The organism is Hymenobacter rubidus, assembly GCF_016734815.1.
In the GTDB taxonomy this organism is placed as follows: Bacteria; Bacteroidota; Bacteroidia; order Cytophagales; family Hymenobacteraceae; genus Hymenobacter; species Hymenobacter rubidus.
This window is the reverse complement of sequence record NZ_JAERQF010000026.1, coordinates 31905-51331: the sequence shown is the minus strand read 5'-3', so window position 1 is coordinate 51331 and position 19427 is coordinate 31905. Positions and strand designations below refer to the sequence as shown.

General features: G+C 61.0%; 15 protein-coding genes and 1 tRNA gene. 6 read left to right on the top strand and 10 right to left on the bottom strand.

Annotation, left to right across the window (positions count from 1 at the left end; all coding sequences use genetic code 11):
* Positions 1-3: 3 nt before the first annotated feature.
* The 3 genes from JKL48_RS23435 to JKL48_RS16415 all read right to left on the bottom strand — a co-directional run bounded on the left by JKL48_RS23435 (position 4) and on the right by JKL48_RS16415 (position 3985).
* Positions 4-1869, bottom strand: a complete 1866-nt coding sequence (locus JKL48_RS23435; RefSeq protein WP_201984708.1) for a M1 family metallopeptidase — start codon at positions 1867-1869, stop codon at positions 4-6.
* A gap of 105 nt (positions 1870-1974) precedes the next feature.
* Entirely contained in the window at positions 1975-2493 is a 519-nt protein-coding gene (locus tag JKL48_RS16420) for a DinB family protein (protein ID WP_201984705.1), read from the bottom strand.
* A 49-nt stretch (positions 2494-2542) separates the two neighbouring features.
* The gene (locus JKL48_RS16415; RefSeq protein ID WP_201984701.1) at positions 2543-3985 is read right to left on the bottom strand and encodes an MFS transporter; all 1443 of its coding nucleotides are present in this window, start codon (positions 3983-3985) and stop codon (positions 2543-2545) included.
* A 119-nt stretch (positions 3986-4104) separates the two neighbouring features.
* On the opposite strand from JKL48_RS16415, the gene JKL48_RS16410 reads away from it, so the two are divergent.
* Positions 4105-5484, top strand: a complete 1380-nt coding sequence (locus JKL48_RS16410) for an AAA family ATPase (RefSeq protein ID WP_201984698.1) — start codon at positions 4105-4107, stop codon at positions 5482-5484.
* A 3-nt stretch (positions 5485-5487) separates the two neighbouring features.
* Positions 5488-5982, top strand: coding sequence for a PDC sensor domain-containing protein (locus tag JKL48_RS16405; protein ID WP_201984695.1), 495 nt, complete (start codon positions 5488-5490; stop codon positions 5980-5982).
* Between the two features lie 35 nt (positions 5983-6017).
* Here JKL48_RS16405 and JKL48_RS16400 read toward each other — a convergent pair.
* Together JKL48_RS16400 and JKL48_RS16395 are read right to left on the bottom strand one after the other, a co-directional pair.
* Positions 6018-6105: transfer RNA gene (locus tag JKL48_RS16400), tRNA-Ser, on the bottom strand.
* Positions 6106-6223: 118 nt separating this feature from the next.
* Positions 6224-7309, bottom strand: coding sequence for an asparaginase (locus tag JKL48_RS16395; RefSeq protein ID WP_201984693.1), 1086 nt, complete (start codon positions 7307-7309; stop codon positions 6224-6226).
* A 75-nt stretch (positions 7310-7384) separates the two neighbouring features.
* Between JKL48_RS16395 and JKL48_RS16390 the strand changes: the two genes are divergently transcribed.
* On the top strand, positions 7385-8995 hold the full coding sequence (locus JKL48_RS16390; protein ID WP_262896006.1) for a malate:quinone oxidoreductase: 1611 nt from the start codon (positions 7385-7387) through the stop codon (positions 8993-8995).
* Positions 8996-9136: 141 nt separating this feature from the next.
* Here JKL48_RS16390 and JKL48_RS16385 read toward each other — a convergent pair whose 3' ends face one another.
* Positions 9137-9877 carry an SDR family oxidoreductase gene (locus JKL48_RS16385; RefSeq protein ID WP_201984688.1) on the bottom strand — a complete coding sequence of 247 codons (741 nt, stop codon included), beginning with the start codon at positions 9875-9877 and terminating at the stop codon, positions 9137-9139.
* Between the two features lie 133 nt (positions 9878-10010).
* On the opposite strand from JKL48_RS16385, the gene JKL48_RS16380 reads away from it, so the two are divergent.
* Together JKL48_RS16380 and JKL48_RS16375 are read left to right on the top strand one after the other, a co-directional pair.
* Entirely contained in the window at positions 10011-10565 is a 555-nt protein-coding gene (locus tag JKL48_RS16380; protein WP_201984674.1) for a GNAT family N-acetyltransferase, read from the top strand.
* 66 nt (positions 10566-10631) lie between these two features.
* A complete protein-coding gene (locus JKL48_RS16375; protein WP_201984671.1) occupies positions 10632-11378 on the top strand; it encodes a hypothetical protein in 747 nt (248 codons plus the stop codon).
* 5 nt (positions 11379-11383) lie between these two features.
* On the opposite strand, the gene JKL48_RS16370 is transcribed toward JKL48_RS16375, so the two are convergent.
* Positions 11384-12253, bottom strand: coding sequence for an SDR family NAD(P)-dependent oxidoreductase (locus JKL48_RS16370; RefSeq protein WP_201984668.1), 870 nt, complete (start codon positions 12251-12253; stop codon positions 11384-11386).
* A gap of 130 nt (positions 12254-12383) precedes the next feature.
* Between JKL48_RS16370 and pncA the strand changes: the two genes are divergently transcribed.
* Complete coding sequence (pncA, locus tag JKL48_RS16365; protein WP_201984656.1) at positions 12384-13007, top strand: bifunctional nicotinamidase/pyrazinamidase; 624 nt, start codon at positions 12384-12386, stop codon at positions 13005-13007.
* A gap of 110 nt (positions 13008-13117) precedes the next feature.
* Here the strand turns inward: pncA and JKL48_RS16360 are convergent, their stop codons facing one another.
* The 3 genes from JKL48_RS16360 to JKL48_RS16350 all read right to left on the bottom strand — a co-directional run bounded on the left by JKL48_RS16360 (position 13118) and on the right by JKL48_RS16350 (position 19420).
* Positions 13118-14698, bottom strand: coding sequence for a DUF6770 family protein (locus JKL48_RS16360; protein WP_201984653.1), 1581 nt, complete (start codon positions 14696-14698; stop codon positions 13118-13120).
* Between the two features lie 56 nt (positions 14699-14754).
* Positions 14755-16236, bottom strand: a complete 1482-nt coding sequence (locus JKL48_RS16355) for a M48 family metallopeptidase (RefSeq protein WP_201984650.1) — start codon at positions 16234-16236, stop codon at positions 14755-14757.
* A 286-nt stretch (positions 16237-16522) separates the two neighbouring features.
* Positions 16523-19420, bottom strand: a complete 2898-nt coding sequence (locus tag JKL48_RS16350) for an endo-beta-N-acetylglucosaminidase (protein ID WP_201984647.1) — start codon at positions 19418-19420, stop codon at positions 16523-16525.
* Positions 19421-19427 lie beyond the last annotated feature (7 nt).

Genomic DNA, 19427 nt, shown 5'->3' with positions numbered 1-19427 from the left:
AACCTACTTCCCCTCCCACACATTATCCGCCGGATAGCTGTCCGGCACCAGCGTAGCGCCCAGCGTCACGCGCTTCAGCGGCTGCTTGGTGAGGACGGGGATGGTGATGGACGTGGCCCCGGTTTCCCAGACGGCGATGCTGCGGTGGATTTTCTGGGTGGTGTTGTCGGCAAAGGTGAGGGTGAGGTCGACGGGAACGGGCTTGGTGCCTTTGGCTTGGATGGTGAGGTCGTAGCCGGTGGCGGTTTTGGTGACGGTGGCAATGGCCAAATCGGGGTAGCCGCCGTCGAAAAACCAGCGCTGCCAGAACCAGTTGAGGTTGCGGCCCGCGCCGGCATTCATTGAGTTGAAAAAGTCGTAGGGCATGGGGTGCTTGCCGTTCCAGGTGCGGATGTAAGTGTGCAGGGCTTTGGTGAACAGCTCGTCGCCCAGCAGGTCCTTCACGTATAAATAGCCCATGCCCGGCTTGGGGTATGAATTGAGGAAGAACGACATGCCGCTTTCCTGGGTACTGAGCGTGACGATGGGTGCGTCGCTTTCGGTGGCGGCGTACTGGGCGTAGCGGGCCACGCCGTAGTCGTCGTCCAGCTTCGGGTCGATGATGCTCGAAATCAGCCACTCGCCGATGGTGGCCCAGCCCTCATCCATCCAGCCGTACTTGGTTTCGTTGATGCCCATGTAGAAGGGGAACATCGTGTGGAAGATTTCGTGGTCGGTCAGCTCGATGGCGTCTTCGCTGGTGGGCGTGGGGTTATCGTTCACCATCATCGGGTATTCCATCTGGTCGAGGCCGTCGAACACCGTTTCGTGGGCGTAGGGAAAGGGCCACTTCGGGAAGGTGTAGCTCATGGCCTCCACCGTTTTGCGGCTGTAGTTGATAACTTCCTTGTAGTCTTCGTGCTTGGTGTTGTACACGGCATCGACGCGGGTGCGGCGCTTGGTGGTGGGGTCAACGACCAGGCTGGTGCTTTGCCACACGTAATGGTCGGCGGTGGCAAACACAAAGTCGGTCACGTTCTTCGCCTCGAAGCGCCAGGTGTTTTGGGCGTTAGGCGCCACGATGTCGCGGCGCTTGGCATCCTCGGGACTGATGATGGAAACGACGGCATCCTTCTGCTCGGCGTCGCGCAGGCGTTGGGCGTACTTTTTGGTCAGCACCTGGTCGGCATTGGTCAGGTCGCCGGTGGCCCACACCACGAAGTCCTTGGGCACGGCGATGGCGGCTTTGAAATTGCAGAAGTCGTTGTAGAACTCCTGGTCGCCGGTGTAGGGCACCTTGTTCCAGCCGTCGATGTCGTCGTACACGGCAATGCGCGGGAAGAAATAGGCCACGAAGTCAGCCCCCGGCTCAATCTCGCCGGTGCGTTGGTGCGAGCCTTTGTTGAGGATGTAGGAGTAGGTGGCTTTGATGGTGGCCGCCTGATGGGTACCGATGGCCCGGCGCAGGGGCACGGCCATGTTTGTCGCCTCGATGGCCAGCTTGCCCACCTCAAAGGTTTCGCCGTTGATGCTGAGCGCCGAAAGGCTGATGCCGTCGCCGATATCCTCCGGGGCAAAGGATTTGCTGCGGGGCGCTCCCTTCTGGTACAGGTTGGGGTAGAGCTTGAACCAGAGCTGGCTCAGGGAATCGGGGCTGTTGTTGAGGTAGCGGATTTCGACGGTGCCCGCCACGCGGCGCGTGCTGGGGTCGAACGTGACGTTGAGGTCGTAATCGGCCGTGTTCTGCCAGTAGTTGGGGCCGGGCTGGCCGGTAGGGCTGCGGGTGCCCTTGGCATAGGTGGCTTGCAGGTTGCGCGGCACCGGCAGCGTGGGCTGCGCCAATGCGGTGCGGAACCAGAGGAAACCGAGGAAGAGGCAAAAGAAGCGCATGGCGGACAGTCGCAAAAAAGCGGAAGGAAGGGAAATCACGGGCGAAAGAAGGCACAAAAAAAGTCATGCCCGAATGAGCATGACTTTTAGCAAGGAACCGCTGGCTTACGCGCCGGGCTTCTCGTCGGCGCTGGGGCCGTAGAGGCCGGGCACGGGAATGTCGAGCAAACGCAGGTACACCGTGAGCTGGCCGCGGTGGTGAATGCTGTGGTTGAGGCCCATGATGCGGATAGCGGTGGCTTTGGGGTAATCGAATACCACGTGTTCGCCGCGGTGGAGCTTGAATTTTTGCGTCAGCTTCTCATCGTCGCTCTGCTGCAGCTCTTGTTTCAGGGTGGCGCTGTATTCGTCGAAGCGGACCAGCAGTTCCTCCAGGCTCGTGGTGGTGGGGCCGGGCTTGGGTGCGTTGGGGTCGAGGAAGTCGCGCGAGTCGTGAGTAACGAAAAGGGTGTTGAAAGCCAGCAGGTTTACCACATGGCTAGCCAGTTGCCACAGGCTCATGCTTTTGGGGTGCGGCTTGTAGTCGGCTTTGTCGTAGGGTACCCGCTCAAGGATGCGGCGGGTTTGGGCCAGCTCGTGGTTAAGCTCGGCCAGAATGTTTTTCTGAATGGATGAGGTGTACATGGGACTCAAAAGGGTGAGAATGGGAAGCGCAAAGTAAGCCAATTGGCGGCTAGCGCGTCATCGGAGCACCCATTTCGGCAGCGGCGGAGGCGGGCGGCGGGCCGGGCACGCTTACCGGGCCGAGTGAATCTTCGCGCAGCTTCTTGCCGCGCAGCTGGAGCAGGAAATACAGCCCCAGCATGAAGAATACAATCAGCGCCAGCAGGCTGTTGCGCATCGAGCCCGTGACCTGGTTGATGATGCCAAACGTGGCCGTGCCGATAACAATGCTCAGCTTCTCGGTCACGTCGAAGAAGCTGAAGAAGGCGGCCGAATTGGGCGTGTTTTCGGGAATAATCTTGGAGTAGGTGCTGCGGCTCAGGCTCTGGATGGCACCCATGGTGAGGCCGATGACGCTGGCCAGCGCATAGAAGCTCCAGCCGGCCTGCACAAAATAGCCGGCAATGCAAATCAGCATCCAGATGAACACCGACCAGCTCAGGGCCCGGGTGTTGCCGATGCGCTCGGAGAGCTTGGCGAACAGGTAAGCGCCCGCGATGGCCACCACCTGCAACAGCAGAATGGTGAGGATGAGCGCGCCGGATTCGAGGTGCAGCTCATCGGTGCCGAAGAGGGTAGCCACGTACATCACCGTTTGCACGCCCATGTTGTAGGTGAAGTAGGCGAGCAGGAATTTCTTCACGTTGGGCAGCTGCTTGAGCTGGTCCCAGACCTTGCCCAGCTCGCGGAAGCCGTTGAGCAGCCAGCCGCCCTCGGCGGCGGGGGCATCGGCTGGGCGGCCGCGGTCGGGCGGCAGGGTGGCGAAGGGAATCTGGGCGAAGCCGGCCCACCAGATACCGGTGAGGAGGAACGATATTTTAGCAGCCGTTTCGTGCGCGTGTTCGCCGGTAATTCCCAGCTTTTCGGGAAATTGATTTATCACCAGGCAAATAATCAACAGAATAACTGAGCCCACATAGCCCATCGAAAAGCCTTTGGCCGAGAGCGAATCGAATTTCTCTTCGGAACTGATTTCAGGCAAATAGGAATTGTAAAACACAATGCTGCCCGAGAAGCCCACCGTGGCCGCAATGAAAATGAACGTTGACATGGTGAGCGTGGAGGTATCAAAGAAGTAAAGCCCCGCGCAGGAAATGGCCCCGATGTAGCAGAACACCTGCAGAAACAACTTTTTCCGCCCCGAAAAATCGGCCAGCGACGTTAGGAACGGGCTTACTAGCGCAATGAGCAGGAACGAGGCCGAAATGGCGTAGTTCAGCAGCGACGAGCCCGGCACCTGCATGCCCAGGAAGCTCACCGGACTCTGGCCGCTGTCGGTGTGGGTAATATCCTTGATGACGCTGGACCAGTAAATCGGGAAAATCGAGCTGGTAATCACCAGCGGATACACCGAGTTGGCCCAGTCGTAGAAGGTCCAGCCGGTGGTGATGCGCTTGTTGTCTTTTTCTACCGCACCAGCGGCGGCGGTAGGAGGCGTCGGAGTTGGGGTCATAAGAGGGCGCGGGGGTTAGGAGGTTGCGCCGGGAAGGTAACGGGTTTTTAGGGTTCAGGTTGGGGCGGGCAGTTGGTTACCGTTCGTGGCATTCACCGATTGTTCGTTTCCTTCGCACCATGTTAGAAAAGCTGCGCATCCAAAACTTCAAGTCCTGGCAGGACACCGGCGATATTGCCTTTGGCAGCCTCACCGGCTTCTTCGGCACCAACTCCTCGGGCAAGTCCAGCATCCTGCAATTCCTGCTCATGCTAAAACAGACGGTGGAGTCGTCGGACCGGTCGCGGGTGCTGCATTTAGGGGATGATAAGTCGTATGTGGACTTGGGGACGATGTATGATATTCTTCATCAACACCAAGACCCAGGTGTATTGAGTTTCGAATTTACTTGGAAGGCTGCTAATGTATTCTTTCATGAAGAACTGAATGCTGATAATGAATTTTGGGTGCATGAACCATTAATCTTCAAGGCGGATGTAATGCGCTCAAGTGATAATATTCAGCTTAAAAGTTTCCAATATACTGTTGACAATGAAGTTATAGGCGTAAGAATAGTGCCTTTGGTGTTAGATGAATTATACCACAAGCTTTACAGCTATTCACAGCATAAATCTGGATTTGAAAAAAACGGCCCGCTAGTTAAGCCTCTTAAATTCTATAGTGCAAATCAATATATAAGCTTTAACAGCATTGCCTTTGACGATATTCATTTAGAGAATAATTTACCTTACGAGTTAGAAGAACTATTCAATCGTATTCATTATTTAGGACCACTCAGGGAATACCCCAGCCGCCTTTACGTTTGGGCAGGAGAGCAAACCCAAAGTGTCGGCAACCGCGGCGAACGCGCCGTGGCCGCCCTCCTCTCCTCTCGTAACCAGGGCCCGACCATCGACATGGGCCCCGACCAGCCCAAGCGCACCGTGGAGGAACACGTCGCGCACTGGCTGAAAGAGCTGGGCCTGATTTACTCCTTCAAAGTGCAGCCCATTGCGCCGAACCGCAAGGAATACGAGGTGCGAATTCAGCGGACGGCGGAGTCGGCGAGCGTGTTTCTAACGGATGTGGGCTTTGGCGTGTCGCAGATACTTCCTGTCCTGGTGCTGCTGTTTTATGTGCCGGAGGGCAGCACCGTGATACTGGAGCAGCCCGAGATTCACCTGCACCCGGCGGTGCAAGCGGGGCTGGCCGATGTGTTCATTGACGCCATCAAGCGGCGCAAGCTCCAGATTGTGCTCGAAAGCCACAGCGAACACCTGTTGCAGCGCCTGCAACGGCGCATTGCCGAAAACACTTTGCAGCCCGATACAGCCATCGACCCGGCGGCAGTGAAGCTATATTTCACCCATATTGAGGCGGGGCGCTCAGAGCTAACCACGCTGCAGTTGGATGAGTATGGCAACATTCACAATTGGCCCAAAGGCTTTTTCGGCGATGCCTTTGAGGAAGCCGCTGCCCGCACCAAAGCGGAGATGAAACGCAAGATGCGCCAGTCATAAGCCATGCACTACCTCATTGATACCAATGTGCTGGTGGTAGCCAACGCGAAATCGGACGCTAGTCCGGCCTGCGTACTGGCCACTCTGGAGCGCTTGGAGCGGCTCGTAGCCGGCGAAATACTTGTTCTGGACGATGCCGAGCACATCTTAACCGAGTATGCGCGCCACTGCAACTATAGTGGGCAGCCGGGAGCGGGCGACCAGTTTTACCGCTGGGTGCGAGAGCAGGCGGCCTATAATCCACAGCATTGCGAGCAGGTCGCGTTGGAGTTGGATGAGGATGGCAGCTTCGTGGCCTTTCCCAACGCCACCGAGCTGGCCAGTTTTGACCTGTCAGACCGCAAGTTTGTGGCGGCGGCACTCACGCATGAGGCCAACCCGCCGGTAGTGAATGCGGCCGACAAAGACTGGCACGAACATCATGCGGCACTCACACATCACGGCGTGCGAATAGAATTTCTTTGCCCAGCCGAAATGACTCGCCCGCGCAGCGCATAAAAAAGCCCGTTTCCATCACAGAAACGGGCTTTTTGCTGAGGGGATGGGATTCGAACCCACGATGAGCTTTTGACCCATACACACTTTCCAGGCGTGCTCCTTCGACCACTCGGACACCCCTCAAGGTTGGCGGTTGATGGGGCAAAGATAGAAGCTAGTTGTCAGTTGTTGGTTGTCGGTTGACAGTTTTATCCGTCGCTCAAACGCTGGCAACTGACAACCAGCAACTGACAGCGAAAAATCAGGGGGTGATTTCGCCGCGTAAATCCTGGCTCAGCAGCTCGCGGGTGCGGGCCTCGCTCACGTCGAGGCCAAGCACGAACATGAGCTTGGTCACGGCCGCTTCGGTGGTGATGTCGTCGCCGCCAATGATGCCCATTTCGGCAAAGTAGGAGCTGGTTTCGTACTTGCCCTGCACCACGCGGCCTTCCTCGCACTGGCTCACGTTCAGGAGCCACACGCCGCGCTGGCGGGCCTCGGCCAGGCAATTCAGGAACCACGGGGCCGTGGGCGCATTGCCCGAGCCGTAGGTTTCGAGCACGCAGCCCCGCAGGCCCGGAATGCCCAAAATGGCACGCACCGCCGCCACCGTGATGCCCGGAAACAGGCGCAGCACAGCCACAGCCGTTTCGAGCCGGGTGTGCACCTGCAGGCGCGCGGCCGGCAGCGGCCGAATGCTTTTGTCGTCAAATTCGAGGCCGATGCCGGCGCGGGCCAGCGGCGGGTAGTTTTCGCTTTTGAAGGCGGCAAACTGGTGGCTTTCCACTTTTTTGGCCCGCGTGCCCCGGATGAGCACGTCGTTGAAAAACACGCACACTTCGGGCACACGCACCGTGCGGGCGCGGGAGTGGCGGGCCGCCGCTATTTCCAGGGCCGTGACGAGGTTGCGCTGGGCATCGGAGCGGCTGGCCCCCACGGGCACCTGCGCCCCGGTAAACACCACGGGCTTGCCCAAATGCTTTAGCACATAGCTCAGCGCCGCTGCCGAATAGGCCATGGTGTCGGTGCCGTGCAAGATGACGAAGCCATCGAAATCGGGGTAGTGCCGGCCAATAAGCTGGGCCCAGTACAGCCAGTCGGCGGGCATCACGTTGCTGCTGTCGATGGGGGCCGGCAGGCTCAGCATAGCCAGGCGCAGGGGCAGGCGGGCCAGGTCGGGCATCTTGTGGTCGATGCGGCCGAATTTCATGGGCACCAGCTCGTTGCTGCGGTTCAGGGCCATGCCCACGGTGCCGCCGGTGTAGAGAATGAGCAGGCGCGGGGCCGTGGCATCGGCCGGGTCGGCGCGGGTGGGCAGGGGCAGCAGCGGCAGGTCTAAATCGGGCATGGAGCTAAAAAACGGGCGACGGAAGCACCCACTACGCGCCTGCTTCGCCTCGCGGACCATTGGAGCAACAAGAAAATGGGCGTAGGGAGGCGCAAGGTAGTGCCGCTGGTTTTTTCGCCAACAAATAGCCCCCGCCGGCTGTCTGCCGTATTGCCTCAGGCCATTTTCCTGATTTTTGCTATGACCCCAACGGACCAAACCTCCGCCAAACCTGTTTCCGACGTCCTGCTTATTGGCGCGGGCATCATGAGCGCCACCCTCGGCGTGCTGCTCAAAACCCTCGACCCCAACCTGACTGTTTCCGGCTACGAGCGCCTCGACGCCGTGGCCGCCGAAAGCTCCGACGCCTGGAACAACGCCGGCACCGGCCACTCGGCCTTCTGCGAGCTCAACTATACCCCCGAGCGGCCCGATGGCTCCATCGACATCAGCAAGGCCGATAAAATTGCCGAGCAATTTGAGCTGAGCAAGCAGTTCTGGGCCTCGCTGGTGCTGGAAGGCCTCCTCCCCGACCCTACTGCCTTCATTCACACCATCCCGCACATGAGCTTCGTGTGGGGCGCGGCCAACGTGGAATACCTGCGCAAGCGCCACGCCGCGCTGCTGCACTCGCCCTTGTTCCAAGGCATGGAATTCAGCGAAGACCCGGCCCAGATTGCTCAGTGGATTCCGCTGGTGATGGACGGCCGCGACCCGGCCGAGCCCGTGGCGGCCACGCGCATGGCCATTGGCACCGACGTGAATTTTGGGGCCCTCGCCCGCAGCTTGTCCAACTACCTCAAGGGCCTGCCGGGCGTCGATTTGCACCTGGGCCACGAGGTGGAAAGCTTCAAGCGCAAAGACGACGGCATCTGGCGCCTGAAAATCCGCAACCTGGCCACCGGCGAAAAAGTCATTGCACGGGCTCGTTTCGTGTTCATCGGGGCCGGTGGAGGCTCGCTGCCGCTGCTCGAAAAATCGGGCATTCCGGAGGCCAACGGCTTTGGCGGCTTCCCCGTGAGCGGGCAGTGGCTGAAGTGCCAGAACCCCGCCGTAATTGCCCGGCACGAGGCCAAAGTGTACGGCAAGCCCGCCCTCGGCGCCCCGCCCATGTCGATGCCCCACCTCGACACGCGCCAGATAAACGGCCGCAAGGAGCTGCTTTTCGGGCCCTACGCCGGCTTCAGCACCAAGTTTTTGAAGAAGGGTTCGTACACCGATTTGTTCCGCTCCATTGAGCTGGGCAACATCCGGCCGCTGCTCTACGCCGGCGCCCGCAACCTGGGCCTGACCAAGTACCTCATCGGCCAGGTGCTGCAATCGCCGCAGGAACGCACCGCCGCGCTGCGCGAATACTACCCCCAGGCCAACCCCGACGACTGGCAGCTCGAAGTGGCCGGCCAGCGCGTGCAGGTCATCAAAAAGGACAAGAAGCAGGGCGGCGTGCTGGAATTTGGCACCGAGATGGTGACGGCCGCCGATGGCTCCATCGCGGCGTTGCTGGGGGCCTCGCCTGGCGCCAGCACGGCCGTGGCCATCATGCTCGATTTGGTGCAGAAGTGCTTCCCCGAGCGGGCTGCTTCGGCTGAGTGGCAGGCCCGGTTCCGGCAGCTGGTACCATCCTTCGGCCAGCCCCTCGCCCCCGACTCGGCCCTAACGGCAGCAGTGCGCGAACGCAGTCACCTAGCCCTGCGGCTGGACGCTTGAGGTAGAGGAATTATAGCTGACTGAAGAAACGGTCATGCAGAGCGCAGCGAAGCATCTTTACCGCTTCGTTGGAGTGACCGGATTGGTATCGAGGTATAGATGCTCTGCCTCTGCATGACCGTTCTACTAGTGTTCGTGCCGCTACCGGTTGTTCATCATTCGGAATTGCTCGTCCAGCTCGGCCCGGGAGGCCAGCCGGGACTTTTCCGAGGAGCCGTAGCCGACTTCCTGCTCGCCCGTTGCCAGGCGGGCCATCACGGCATCGGCAAACTCGTCCACGTTCACGCCAAAGGTGTGGAGGCCGGGGCCGCCGAGGTCGGTATCGACGGCCGGGGGCACAATTTCGAGCACCGAAATGCCCACGGGCGCCAGCTGGTGGCGCAGCGAAAGCGTGAACGAATGCAGCGCCGCCTTGGTGGCGCTGTAGATGGGCACAAAGGCCGCCGGCGCAAACGACAGGCCCGACGTGACGTTGATAATGGCCGGATTGGCTTGCTCGCGCAGGTGGGGCACCAGCAACGTAGCCAGATGAATGGGCGCTTCTACGTTGATAATCAATTCCTGCCGCCGCTCTTCCCAATCGGTAGTGGCATCATTGGCCAGCTGGATGCGGTTTTGGATGCCGGCGTTGTTTACCAGCACGTTGAGAGCCGGGTATTCGGTGGTGGCCCAGCGAACCAGCGCGGCGCGCTCGCTGGCATCGGCCACGTCGGCCTGGCGCGTGATGAGGCCGGGGTAGCGCTGCTGGGCTTCGGCCAGCTTATCGGCGCGGCGGCCGACGATGATAACCGTGCTGCCGGCTTGCAGAAAACGGACGGCCAGCGCCAGCCCGATGCCCGAGGCGCCGCCGGTGAGCAGCATGGTGTTGGTGGCAAGATTCATAAAGAAAGGATTGAGCAGGGAAAGCAGGCCGCTAACAAGCAACCCGCCGGATGGTTGAGCAGACAAGGCGCCGGCGGCTCTACCTTGCGGGCTTATTGCCGTGCTTACTGCCGCGCCCACGCCCTGCTTTGCTATGATTAAACTGGAACCCTTCACCACCGACGATTTTACTCAGCTCATGGAATGGGTGGACGACGAGCGCCTGATGAAAGAATGGAGCGGCTCGATGTTTTCGTTTCCGCTGAGTGAGTCGGGCCTGGCGTGGTACGTGGAAGGCGCCAACAATATGCACGACCCGGACGTGTTCATTTACAAGGCCGTGGACGCCAAAACCGGCGTCACGGTGGGCCATATTTCGCTGGGCGGCATCAGCGAGCGTGACCGGGCCGGGCGCATCACCCGCGTGCTGGTGGGCAACTCTTCGGAGCGCCGCCGGGGCATCTGCCAGGGCATGGTGCGGGCGCTGCTCCGCATTGGCTTCGAGGACCTGAAGCTGCACCGCATCAGCCTGGGCGTGTACGATTTCAACCACGCGGCCATCAACTGCTACCTCAAGTGCGGCTTCCGGGAAGAAGGCCGCCTACGCGACGTGGTGCGACACGGCGACGGCTACTGGACGCTGGTGGAAATGGGCATTCTGGAGGACGAGTGGCGGGCGCTGCAACACAGGGCCAGCAAACCAGCATAGTGCGGTATAGTAGGATTAGGGAAAAAGTGTAAATTGCTGGCCTACACCTTCCCACTCCTATTTCTTATGAAACTCCGTTACCTACTGCTGGGCCTGGGGCTCATCAGCACCGGTGCCCATGCCCAGATTCTCGGGGGCGTCCCCATGGCTCAGCGCGATTACAGCAGTGTCAGTTCCAACGAATACGCGAATATCAACGAGTTGACCAAAGGCGCCACCCACCTGCTAACGCGCCGCCCCAACCTCATCGGCTCGCCTTTTGCCGAGGACAAGTGGCTAATCGCCAATGTTTTGATGAACAATAAGCTGTCCTTGCGCCCTATGCTGCTGAAGTACGACGTGCTGGAACATCGCCTCATCATGCGCCAGCCCGAACCTTCGCAGGATTCTATTGAGCTTGACGACCGCCAGGTGGCTTCGTTTGTACTCAACGAGCCGGCTTCCAACCTGGGGCCGGCCCGGCAGCGGTTGTTTCGCCGTTTCGAGGAGGCCCCTCGCTTCCGGCAGCGCGACTACGTGGAGGTGTTGCACGAAGGCCGCTACGCGCTGCTGAAGCACTATCAGAAAAAAATTAAAAGCGACAGTTTCCAGGGATTCGCCAGCAACGGGATTCCGCCGGATGAGATTGTAGACGAGTCGCTCTACTACCTGCGCACGCCCGAAGGCACCCTCACGCCGGTGAAGCTGAGTCTTAAAGCCCTCCAAACGGCTGCTCCCGCCCTCAGCGATGCCTTAAAAACCGCCGCCGCGAAAAAGCCCCGCACAGAGGCCGAATGGTCGGCCGTCCTCAACGCCGCCGACCCGGCCAAATAACCAGGCTAGTCCAGAAAAGTGGTATTCGTCAGCTGCTCGCTCAACTCCCACAGCCGCCGGGCGTTTTCCGGGGTGTTGAAAGGATTTTTCACCGCCTCGGGCTTTTTCTTATCGAAATAGCCGCCGCTGGTGGCCGCCACTGCGGGCGAGGAGGCCAGGAAAATACTGGTTTCGGCACCTTTTTCCGTCGAAATCATGAAGGGCCGGCCCAGTTGCACAAACAGGCTCATCAGGCCATTGGCACCGCTGCCGAAGCTGCTGGCCACCACCCCCGGATGCAGCGCGTTGGTCGTCACGTTGCCGATGCCGTGGGTGCGCAGGCGGCGGGCCAGCTCCTGCGTAAACAGGATGTTGTAGAGCTTGGTATTGGCGTACACAGCCAGCGCGCCGTAGCTTTGGGTTGCCTGAAAATCAGCAAAATCGGGCCGGGCCATGCGGTATACGGTCGAAGCCACGTTCACGATGCGAGCGGCTGGGCTGGTCTTCAGCTTGTCGAATAACAGGCTGGTGAGCAGGAAGGGGCCCAGGTGATTGGTGGCGAGGCCCAACTCATGTCCCTCGGGCGACACCTGCCGCGCGGCCCCGAGGATGAGGCCGGCGTTGTTCACCAGCACGTCGAGGCGGGGGTAGCGGGCGTTGAACTCGGCCGCGACGCGGCGCACCTGGCTTTGGTCGGCGAGGTCGGCCAGCAGAATGTCGACCTGGTCGTGGCCGGCGGCGGCTTTGATTTTCTGCCGGGTGGCGGCGGCTTTGGCGGCATCGCGGGCCAGCAGCACGACGTGCGCACCCATTCGGGCCAGCTCGGTGGCCGTGACTTCGCCAATGCCGGACGTGGCCCCGGTAACGAGGATAATTTGATTCTGAAGGTCGGACATAAGGTTTGAGCGTTGAAATGACGCCGCTGGCTACGTAAACGTACTGGCCGGGCAAATGCTTGGTTTTTCTTTTGCCACTCAAGCGCCGCCCGACGTTCCTTTGGTGTCCTAACCCTTGCCTCATACACCTATGAAAGCGCTCCTGCTCATCGATATTCAGAACGATTTCCTGCCCGGCGGCCGGCTGGCCGTGCCCGAGGGCGACGCCATTATTCCGCTGGTGAATGCCTTGCAACCGCAGTTTGAGCTGGTGGTGGCCACCCAGGACTGGCACCCGGCGGGGCACCAGAGCTTTGCCAGCAGCCACGCCGGCCGCAAGCAGTTCGAGCAGATTGACCTGCACGGACTGCCCCAGGTGCTCTGGCCCGACCACTGCACCCAGGCCAGCCCCGGCGCCGAGCTGGCCCCGGCCCTGCAAACCGAACGCATCGAGGCCATTTTTCGCAAGGGCACCAACATAGAAATCGACAGCTACAGCGCCTTCTTCGACAATGGCCACCGCAAAAGCACCGGCCTGGCCGCCTACCTAAGCGGCCGGGGCGTGACGGAAGTGTACGTAGCCGGCCTGGCCGCCGACTACTGCGTGTACTACTCGGCGCTGGATGCGCTGGCCGCTGGCTTCGCCACCATCGTCATCACCGACGCCACCCGCGCCATTTCGGCCGAGGGATGGGCGGCAGCCCAGGCCGATTTGTTGGCCCGAGGCGCCCGGCTGCTCGAAAGCGGGGCCCTATTCAACACCGCGCGGCCTTAGCGAAACACTGCCGCCTTCCCTGCTGGCTACCTGCTGCCAACGGGCAGGCTTTAGCGCATAAAAAAGGCCCGGCATCTGCCGGGCCTTTTCGCAGGTATTAAGCGTCAACATCAGATGTTGAGCTTCACCAGCTTCATGCCCAGCTGGCTTTTCTTGCGATAGTAGTCGGCTATCATCACGTAGCCGGGCTTGGCCGGGTAGAGGTAGGAAAAGGTAGGGCCGCTGGGCATTTCGATTTTGTCGACCACGTATTTGCCGTTGTCGCCAAAACCGATGTTGCCCACGTACGTTTTGGCCGATTCGCCCTTCTCCTTATCGAAGTTCACATACACCACGTTGAATTGCGAGTTATCGGCGTTTTTCTGAAGAAACTGGTAGTCGAAATCGCCCTGGTACTTCATGATTTGGCCGAGCATCCCGGCGCCCATAAAGCCCGTGCCGGGGGGCAATGTGGCGTTGGTAACGGTTTTGGGATAAAATTTCACGCTCGACAGTTTGGCCTGCGGGTCTAGCTCGAACACGAACATGTTGCCCACCTTACCCTTGGAAACACTGGAATTGCCACCGCTATTCAAAGCAGCCGCCGCGATGCCCAGGGCATTGCCCACAATCTTAAACTGCTCGGCCACGATGTACATCCGGCCGTTGGCGCCCTTGACGATGGCGTGGTTGTAGTTCACGTAGTTGTCTTCCAGGCTGGCTTTGGCCTCGGCGGGCATGAGGGCCGCTACTTCGTTTTGCCAACCGTAGTTTTTGGTACTCACAGGCTTGCCCGCTTCGTCGAAGCGCTTCACGTAGAATCCCTGGCTTTTATTGACGAACGGCTTGTCGTCGAGCTTGTAATATTCGCCCACCGCCACAAACTCGCGCTTGTCCGCGTCGAAGGTGAAAGAGCTGAGGGACAACTGTTCGGTGGCGCTGGTTTCCACCGGCAAATCGAGCAGCTTCTTGCCCGTCTTGGCTTCCAGCACAATCATATAAGACGTAACCTTGCGCGACAGCAGACCGTCGCGCCGCAGCATGGTGCCCAGCAGGTACTTGTCGGCCGCTTCGGTGAGGCTGAGCGACTCATACTGCTTGGCGTCCTCCGGGGAGGTGATGCGCCAATGCATGCCCAGCTTGTTGTCGTAAATGGCCAGGGTATAGCCCTTGGCCATGCCGCCGGTGTAGCCGTTGCGCACGAACCCCAGGCCGGGCACCGGAAACAGGTTCAGCCCCAGCATCATGCCGCCAGCGGCCGGGTCGACGGCCTGCGCCTGCATGGCCAGCACCCGCAGGTCGCCCTTCGACAGCTCGCCGATGAGCTTGCTGCCCAGCTTTTTCAGGCTGGTGTCGTAGGTTTCGATTTCCAGCGTTTTGTCGTTGCCGTTATAAAAATAGAAGGCAAACGCCGAGCCGTTGAACGTGTTTTTCAATAGCGTGTACCGCCCGGAAGGCTTCTGGATGGTGATGGTCGATACCTTGGCCAAGTCCTGGTCGTAGAGGTCGAGCAGGTAGTTGTCGTTTTTGCGGTCGGCCTTATCGCCTTTGGCAAACATGACGTAGCCCTTCACTTCATTGCCGTCATAAATGGGCGACAACGCCGAGCGGTGCATGTTCTGGATGCCGTCGAGGGTTTTGGTTTGGGCGAAGGCTGCCGGGGCCGCCAGGGTGAGCAGGGCCGCCAAGACCGTGCGTTTGGTAAACTGCATGAACGTGTGGAAGTAAAAGGTGGGCAATAGGTGTGAAGTAATCGTTGGAAACAGCATTAGCGGCGCTTGGCAGCCGGCTTGGGCACCGGAAACAGCAGCTTCTCAAAGCGCCCGCCGGCGTACTGCTGCTGGTACTGCGTTTTGAGGGCTACCACGGGCGGCGCCGTGGTTTCGGCAGCCAGCGCGCTGGCAGCGTAGTGCCCCGCCAGCGCATACTCGTTGGTGGGTACCGCCGGGGCATCGGCCTGGGCAAAGCAGGTGCTCAAGCCCTTAAAATCTTCCAGATGCAGCGCGTGCAGCGTGGTAAGCAAGGCGTTGAACGAAGGTGCGTTGTGGGTCGAGATATTGGAAACGACCTCGAAATAGGTGTGGTCCTGCATGTGCTGGCGCAGCTCGTACAGGCTCAGCTGCACCACCGAGCGCAGGTAGGCATTCTGGGGCTGCTGGGGCAGCAGCTGCAAGGCATCAAAAAGGGCATGGTCGTAGCAGTCGTAGTCGAACCAGCCCTGGATGACTTCCAGCCGGCTGGCGTCGCGAATGCGGGCGTACTCCGGCGGGCTGGCGGGCTGCGGTCCGTCGGCCACCTGCCCCTTGGCCAGGGCCTGCACAAAGCGCATGCGCTTGCCACAGTCGGGGTGCGACTTGAGGGTATCGGTGGTTTCGAGCACCGTTTGCTCGGCCGCTTTCACCGTGAAAATTGACGCCGGCTTGGCCGGCGCCCCGAAGGTTTTGGGAAATTCTGTGCAGCTGAAATAAGTGTTCAGCGGAATAGCAGCGGGGTTTTCGGGCTCGTCGATGGTGTCGAGCAGCTGCAGGGCGCGGTAGGCCTGCGGGGCCTCGTAGCGGGTATGGGTGAGCAGCACGTACCCCAGCGAGTCGGCCTGCTTCTCAAACTGGCGGCGGTGGTAGTTATTGTTCAGCGAAAAGCCCAGCACCAGCGCCTTCACCTGCGAGCTGATGTTGTACTCAGAATTGACAATGCGCCGGAATTCGCGCTTCAGCTCCTTGCTGTGCAAGGCCATCAGGCGCTCCTGCAAGCCGTTTTCCATGTGCCGGCAGGCCACGTGGGCCAGCTCGTGGCAGAGAATAAAGGCGAGCTGGCTCTCGTTTTCGAGCCGGGGCAGCAGGCCAATGTTGAGCATCACCGTGCCGTTGCCCACGGCGTGGGCGTTGGGCTCGGGGTTGCGGGTGAGCACCAGGCGGGTACCGGCCGGCAGCTGCGGGTTGGCCTGCACAATACGGGCAAACACCTGCTGCACAAACGGCTCCACCACGGGGTCGAGCAGGGCCGAGTAGCGAATGGAATTGTACACGTCGTCGGACGCCTCCTGCACCACGCGGCGGTAATGGTCGCGGTAGTCGCCGCTGCCGGTTTTGGGCACCACAAAATACGCCTTCACGGCGTTGCGTTGCGCCACGGCCAGCTGGTAGAGCTGGGTCGTATCGCGGGAGTAGTACGGCAGGTAGGGCTTATCCTGCGCGAAACACCGAAGGGAGCCCAGAACGCCCAGCGCAAGCAGGCAAAGAAGTCGCAACATAACAGTAGCGCGCGATGTAGTGGTAGAGCGCAAAACGGGTATATAATGGCCTCAAAGCTAGCCGAAATACTGAATATATTTTTACCGTTGCGCGCAAATAATTTCAGCATGAATTCAGCCGGTGCACCGGGCCTTCATCCGCCGGTGTGGCCGCCTCCATCCGGCGTGGCCGGGGACCAAAACAAGAACGGCCCGCCGAATGGCGAGCCGTTCTTGTTTTAAGGTATTTGTGGTAAGGACAAGATATTTCGCGGCGGTTCTGATTGTTGCCCGGCGCGAAGAATTGCTATTGCTTCAGCAGCTTCACAGAGGTAGCCCCCGTGGGCGTGCTGGCGCGCAACACATACAGGCCAGCCGCCGAGGGCAGCGGCACGTTTAGGTGGCCGGTGGCGGTGGCGGGCACCAGCTGTTGCCACACCACGGCGCCCAGGGCGTTGCTCACTTCCAGCAACACCGGCTGGCTGTTGGCCCCGCTGATTGCTACCTCGGCGCGGCCCGTGAGCACGGGGTTGCCGAATACCTGGATTTGCAAGCCGGTGCTGCCTGCGCCGGGCCGGGTGGCCGTGGCCGTGGCACACTGGGCGGGCACATCAATGGACCAGTCGCTGACGGCCATGTTGGTGAGGGTGCCGTTGTGGCTGTGGCGGGTGGCATCCAGGGCCGTCAGGGTGGGCGAGTCGTTGCATTTCCAGTAGGCTTCCAGGCCGGCGCTGCCGGCAGCTACGCTGCAGGCATTGGCCGCAATTTCGGTGGCGGTGAGGGCGCGGGTCCAGGCGCGGGCCTCGTCGAGGCGGCCGTCGAGCCCGCGCGGGGCGGCGTAGTTGCGCGCCAGCGTAAACGGGGCATTGGCGGTGAGGCTGCCGCTGGCGGCCTGCGAATTATCCAGCACCCCGTTGACGTAGAGCTTCATCGTCGCGCCGTCGTAGGTGCCCGCCAGGTGCGTCCACTGGCCGGCCGTGAGGCGGATGACCGAGTTGAGCTTGCGGGTGCTGCCGCCAATCTGGGCCACAAACTGCACCTGGTTCGGGTCGATGCCGCCATCGCCGATGCGCAGCATCACCGTGTTTGCGCCACCATCCTCCATGCCCAACAGGCTGGAAATGAAGGGCGACGTCGTTTTAAAGCTGTTCGGCTTCACCCAGCATTCCAGGCTGAACGCCGCGCCGCTCAGGTTGATGATGCCGGCGTCGACGTACTTGCTCACGCCGTCGAAGCTGAGGGACGTATTGCTGCCGGCCGGCGGGGCCGTGAGCACGGTGATGTAGCTGGTGCGGGTGAGCACGTTCTGGCCGGCCGCGTTGGTGGCCGTCAGCGTCACGGAATAGGTGCCGGCGGCGGCGTAGCTGGCGGTGGCGTGCACGGCGGTGCTGCTGCTGGGCGTGGCCCCGGGCAGCGCCCAGGTGTAGCTGGTGGCGTTGGTGGAGGAGTTGGCAAAAGTCACGGGCTGGCCGGTGAGCACCGTGGTGGCAGTGGCCGCGAAGTTGGCCACGGGCTGCACCGCGGCGGCCGTTCCGTTGTAGAGCTTCAGCTTGCCCAGATTAAAGCGGTAGGCGGCCACGGCCGAAGCCGAAGTGGCTTGCACCCCGATAATGGCCAGCTCCCGGTTGGCATAGGCGGCCAGCGACACGGTGGTTGTCGCCCAGAGCGTATCGGCCAGTGCCGGCACGTTGACGTACTCGGGCGTGGCCAGGTTATCGCTGAAATACAGCGCCAGGCGCGTGCTGCTGGCGCCGGCCGCCAGGCCCTTGTACACGAGGTCGAGGTTGGTGGTGGCCGTGATGGGCAGCTTGGTCTGGTAGAGCTTCACGGTGGTGCTGGCGCCGGCCGCCAGGCTGCCGGCCAGTTTCACGCTGGTGCCGCCGTACCAGGCCCGGCTAAAATCGAACCCCGCGCTGACGGTGGTGGCCCCGGTGCGCGCCCACTGCCACGACGGCAGGATGGCCTGCTTGGCCATGTCGGTCCAGCCCTTCACGGCCACCGCGCCGTTGTTGGCGAAAATCTTGCCCTGGCCCACGCAGAAGTTGGTTTCGAACGGCAGCGCCGTGATAGCGCAGCGCACGGGCTGGTAGCGGCCGAAGCCCTGCCAGCCCGTAGCGTCGTCGGTGGTGATGTCGAGGTCGTCGCCGGAAAAGAGGCGCACTTCGGAGCTGTAAAAATTGGCGTAGTCGGCCGGGTTGCTGTTGAAGCTGTTCAGGCCGCCGTTGTAGGTCAGGTTGGGTGCAAACACGGCCAGCGAGGTGCGCGGGGTAGCGGGGTTGTTGCCGGTGTAGTAGTTGCTCAGCCAGGTGGTGCTGTTGAACAGCTGCTGGGGGTTGCGGCCAGGCCAGATATCGGCCCCGCTGTACACGTCGAACGGGCTGCGGCCGATGCTGGCCGCCGTGGCCACGGCCGTATTGAATGCCGTGGCGCCAGACCAGAAATAGTTGGTAAAAATGGCGTCGCTCACGCGGTCGGTGCCGCTTTGCAGCAGCGGCGCGTTATTCGTATTCAGCGTGTTTTGGTAGGCCACGGCCCCGCTGGGCAGCATGGAATCGTACCAGTGAATTTCCATGCCGGCGGGCCGGATGAGCTGCAATTGCTTGAGCAGGTTAATCAGCTCGGTGGCCTGCGCGGTGGTCAGGCGCGATTCCTCGTTGAAAAACCAGCCGTCGAAGCCGTAATAATTGGCCACGTCCACCAGCTTTTGGGCCCCGATGTAGTTGCCCGCCGCGTCTTTTTGGGTGAGGGCGACAAAGCCCGCCGCATCGGTAAAAATGGTGCCGATAACCTTCACGCCGTTGCGGTGCGCGGCCTCCACCCAGGGCCGGCACGGAATGCCCACCGGGCTGGCAAACCACGTCAGCACGTCGATGTACTGCCAGTGGGTGAAATTGTAGAGGTTGAACTGGGGCTGCTCGTTGAGGTAGCCCACGAAGTTGTTCATGCCGTCGGGGCACCAGTTCACCTTGGCGCTGAAGCTCTGGTTGGGGTTGAGCTGCGGCGCCAGCGCGTTTTGGCGGCTGGCCAGCGGCACGGTGCTCACGTTGGCCGGCAAGGCCGTGGGGCCGGTGGCGGTCCAGGCCATGAGCTGGGCCGGGGTGAGGGTGGTGTACTGCGCGGCGGGCTCAATCTGAGCCTGCGCCGCCAGCGTGGCGCACAGCAGCGTGAGCAGCAACAGCCAGTTGCGGAAGTAGCCTTGAATCATGGGCAGC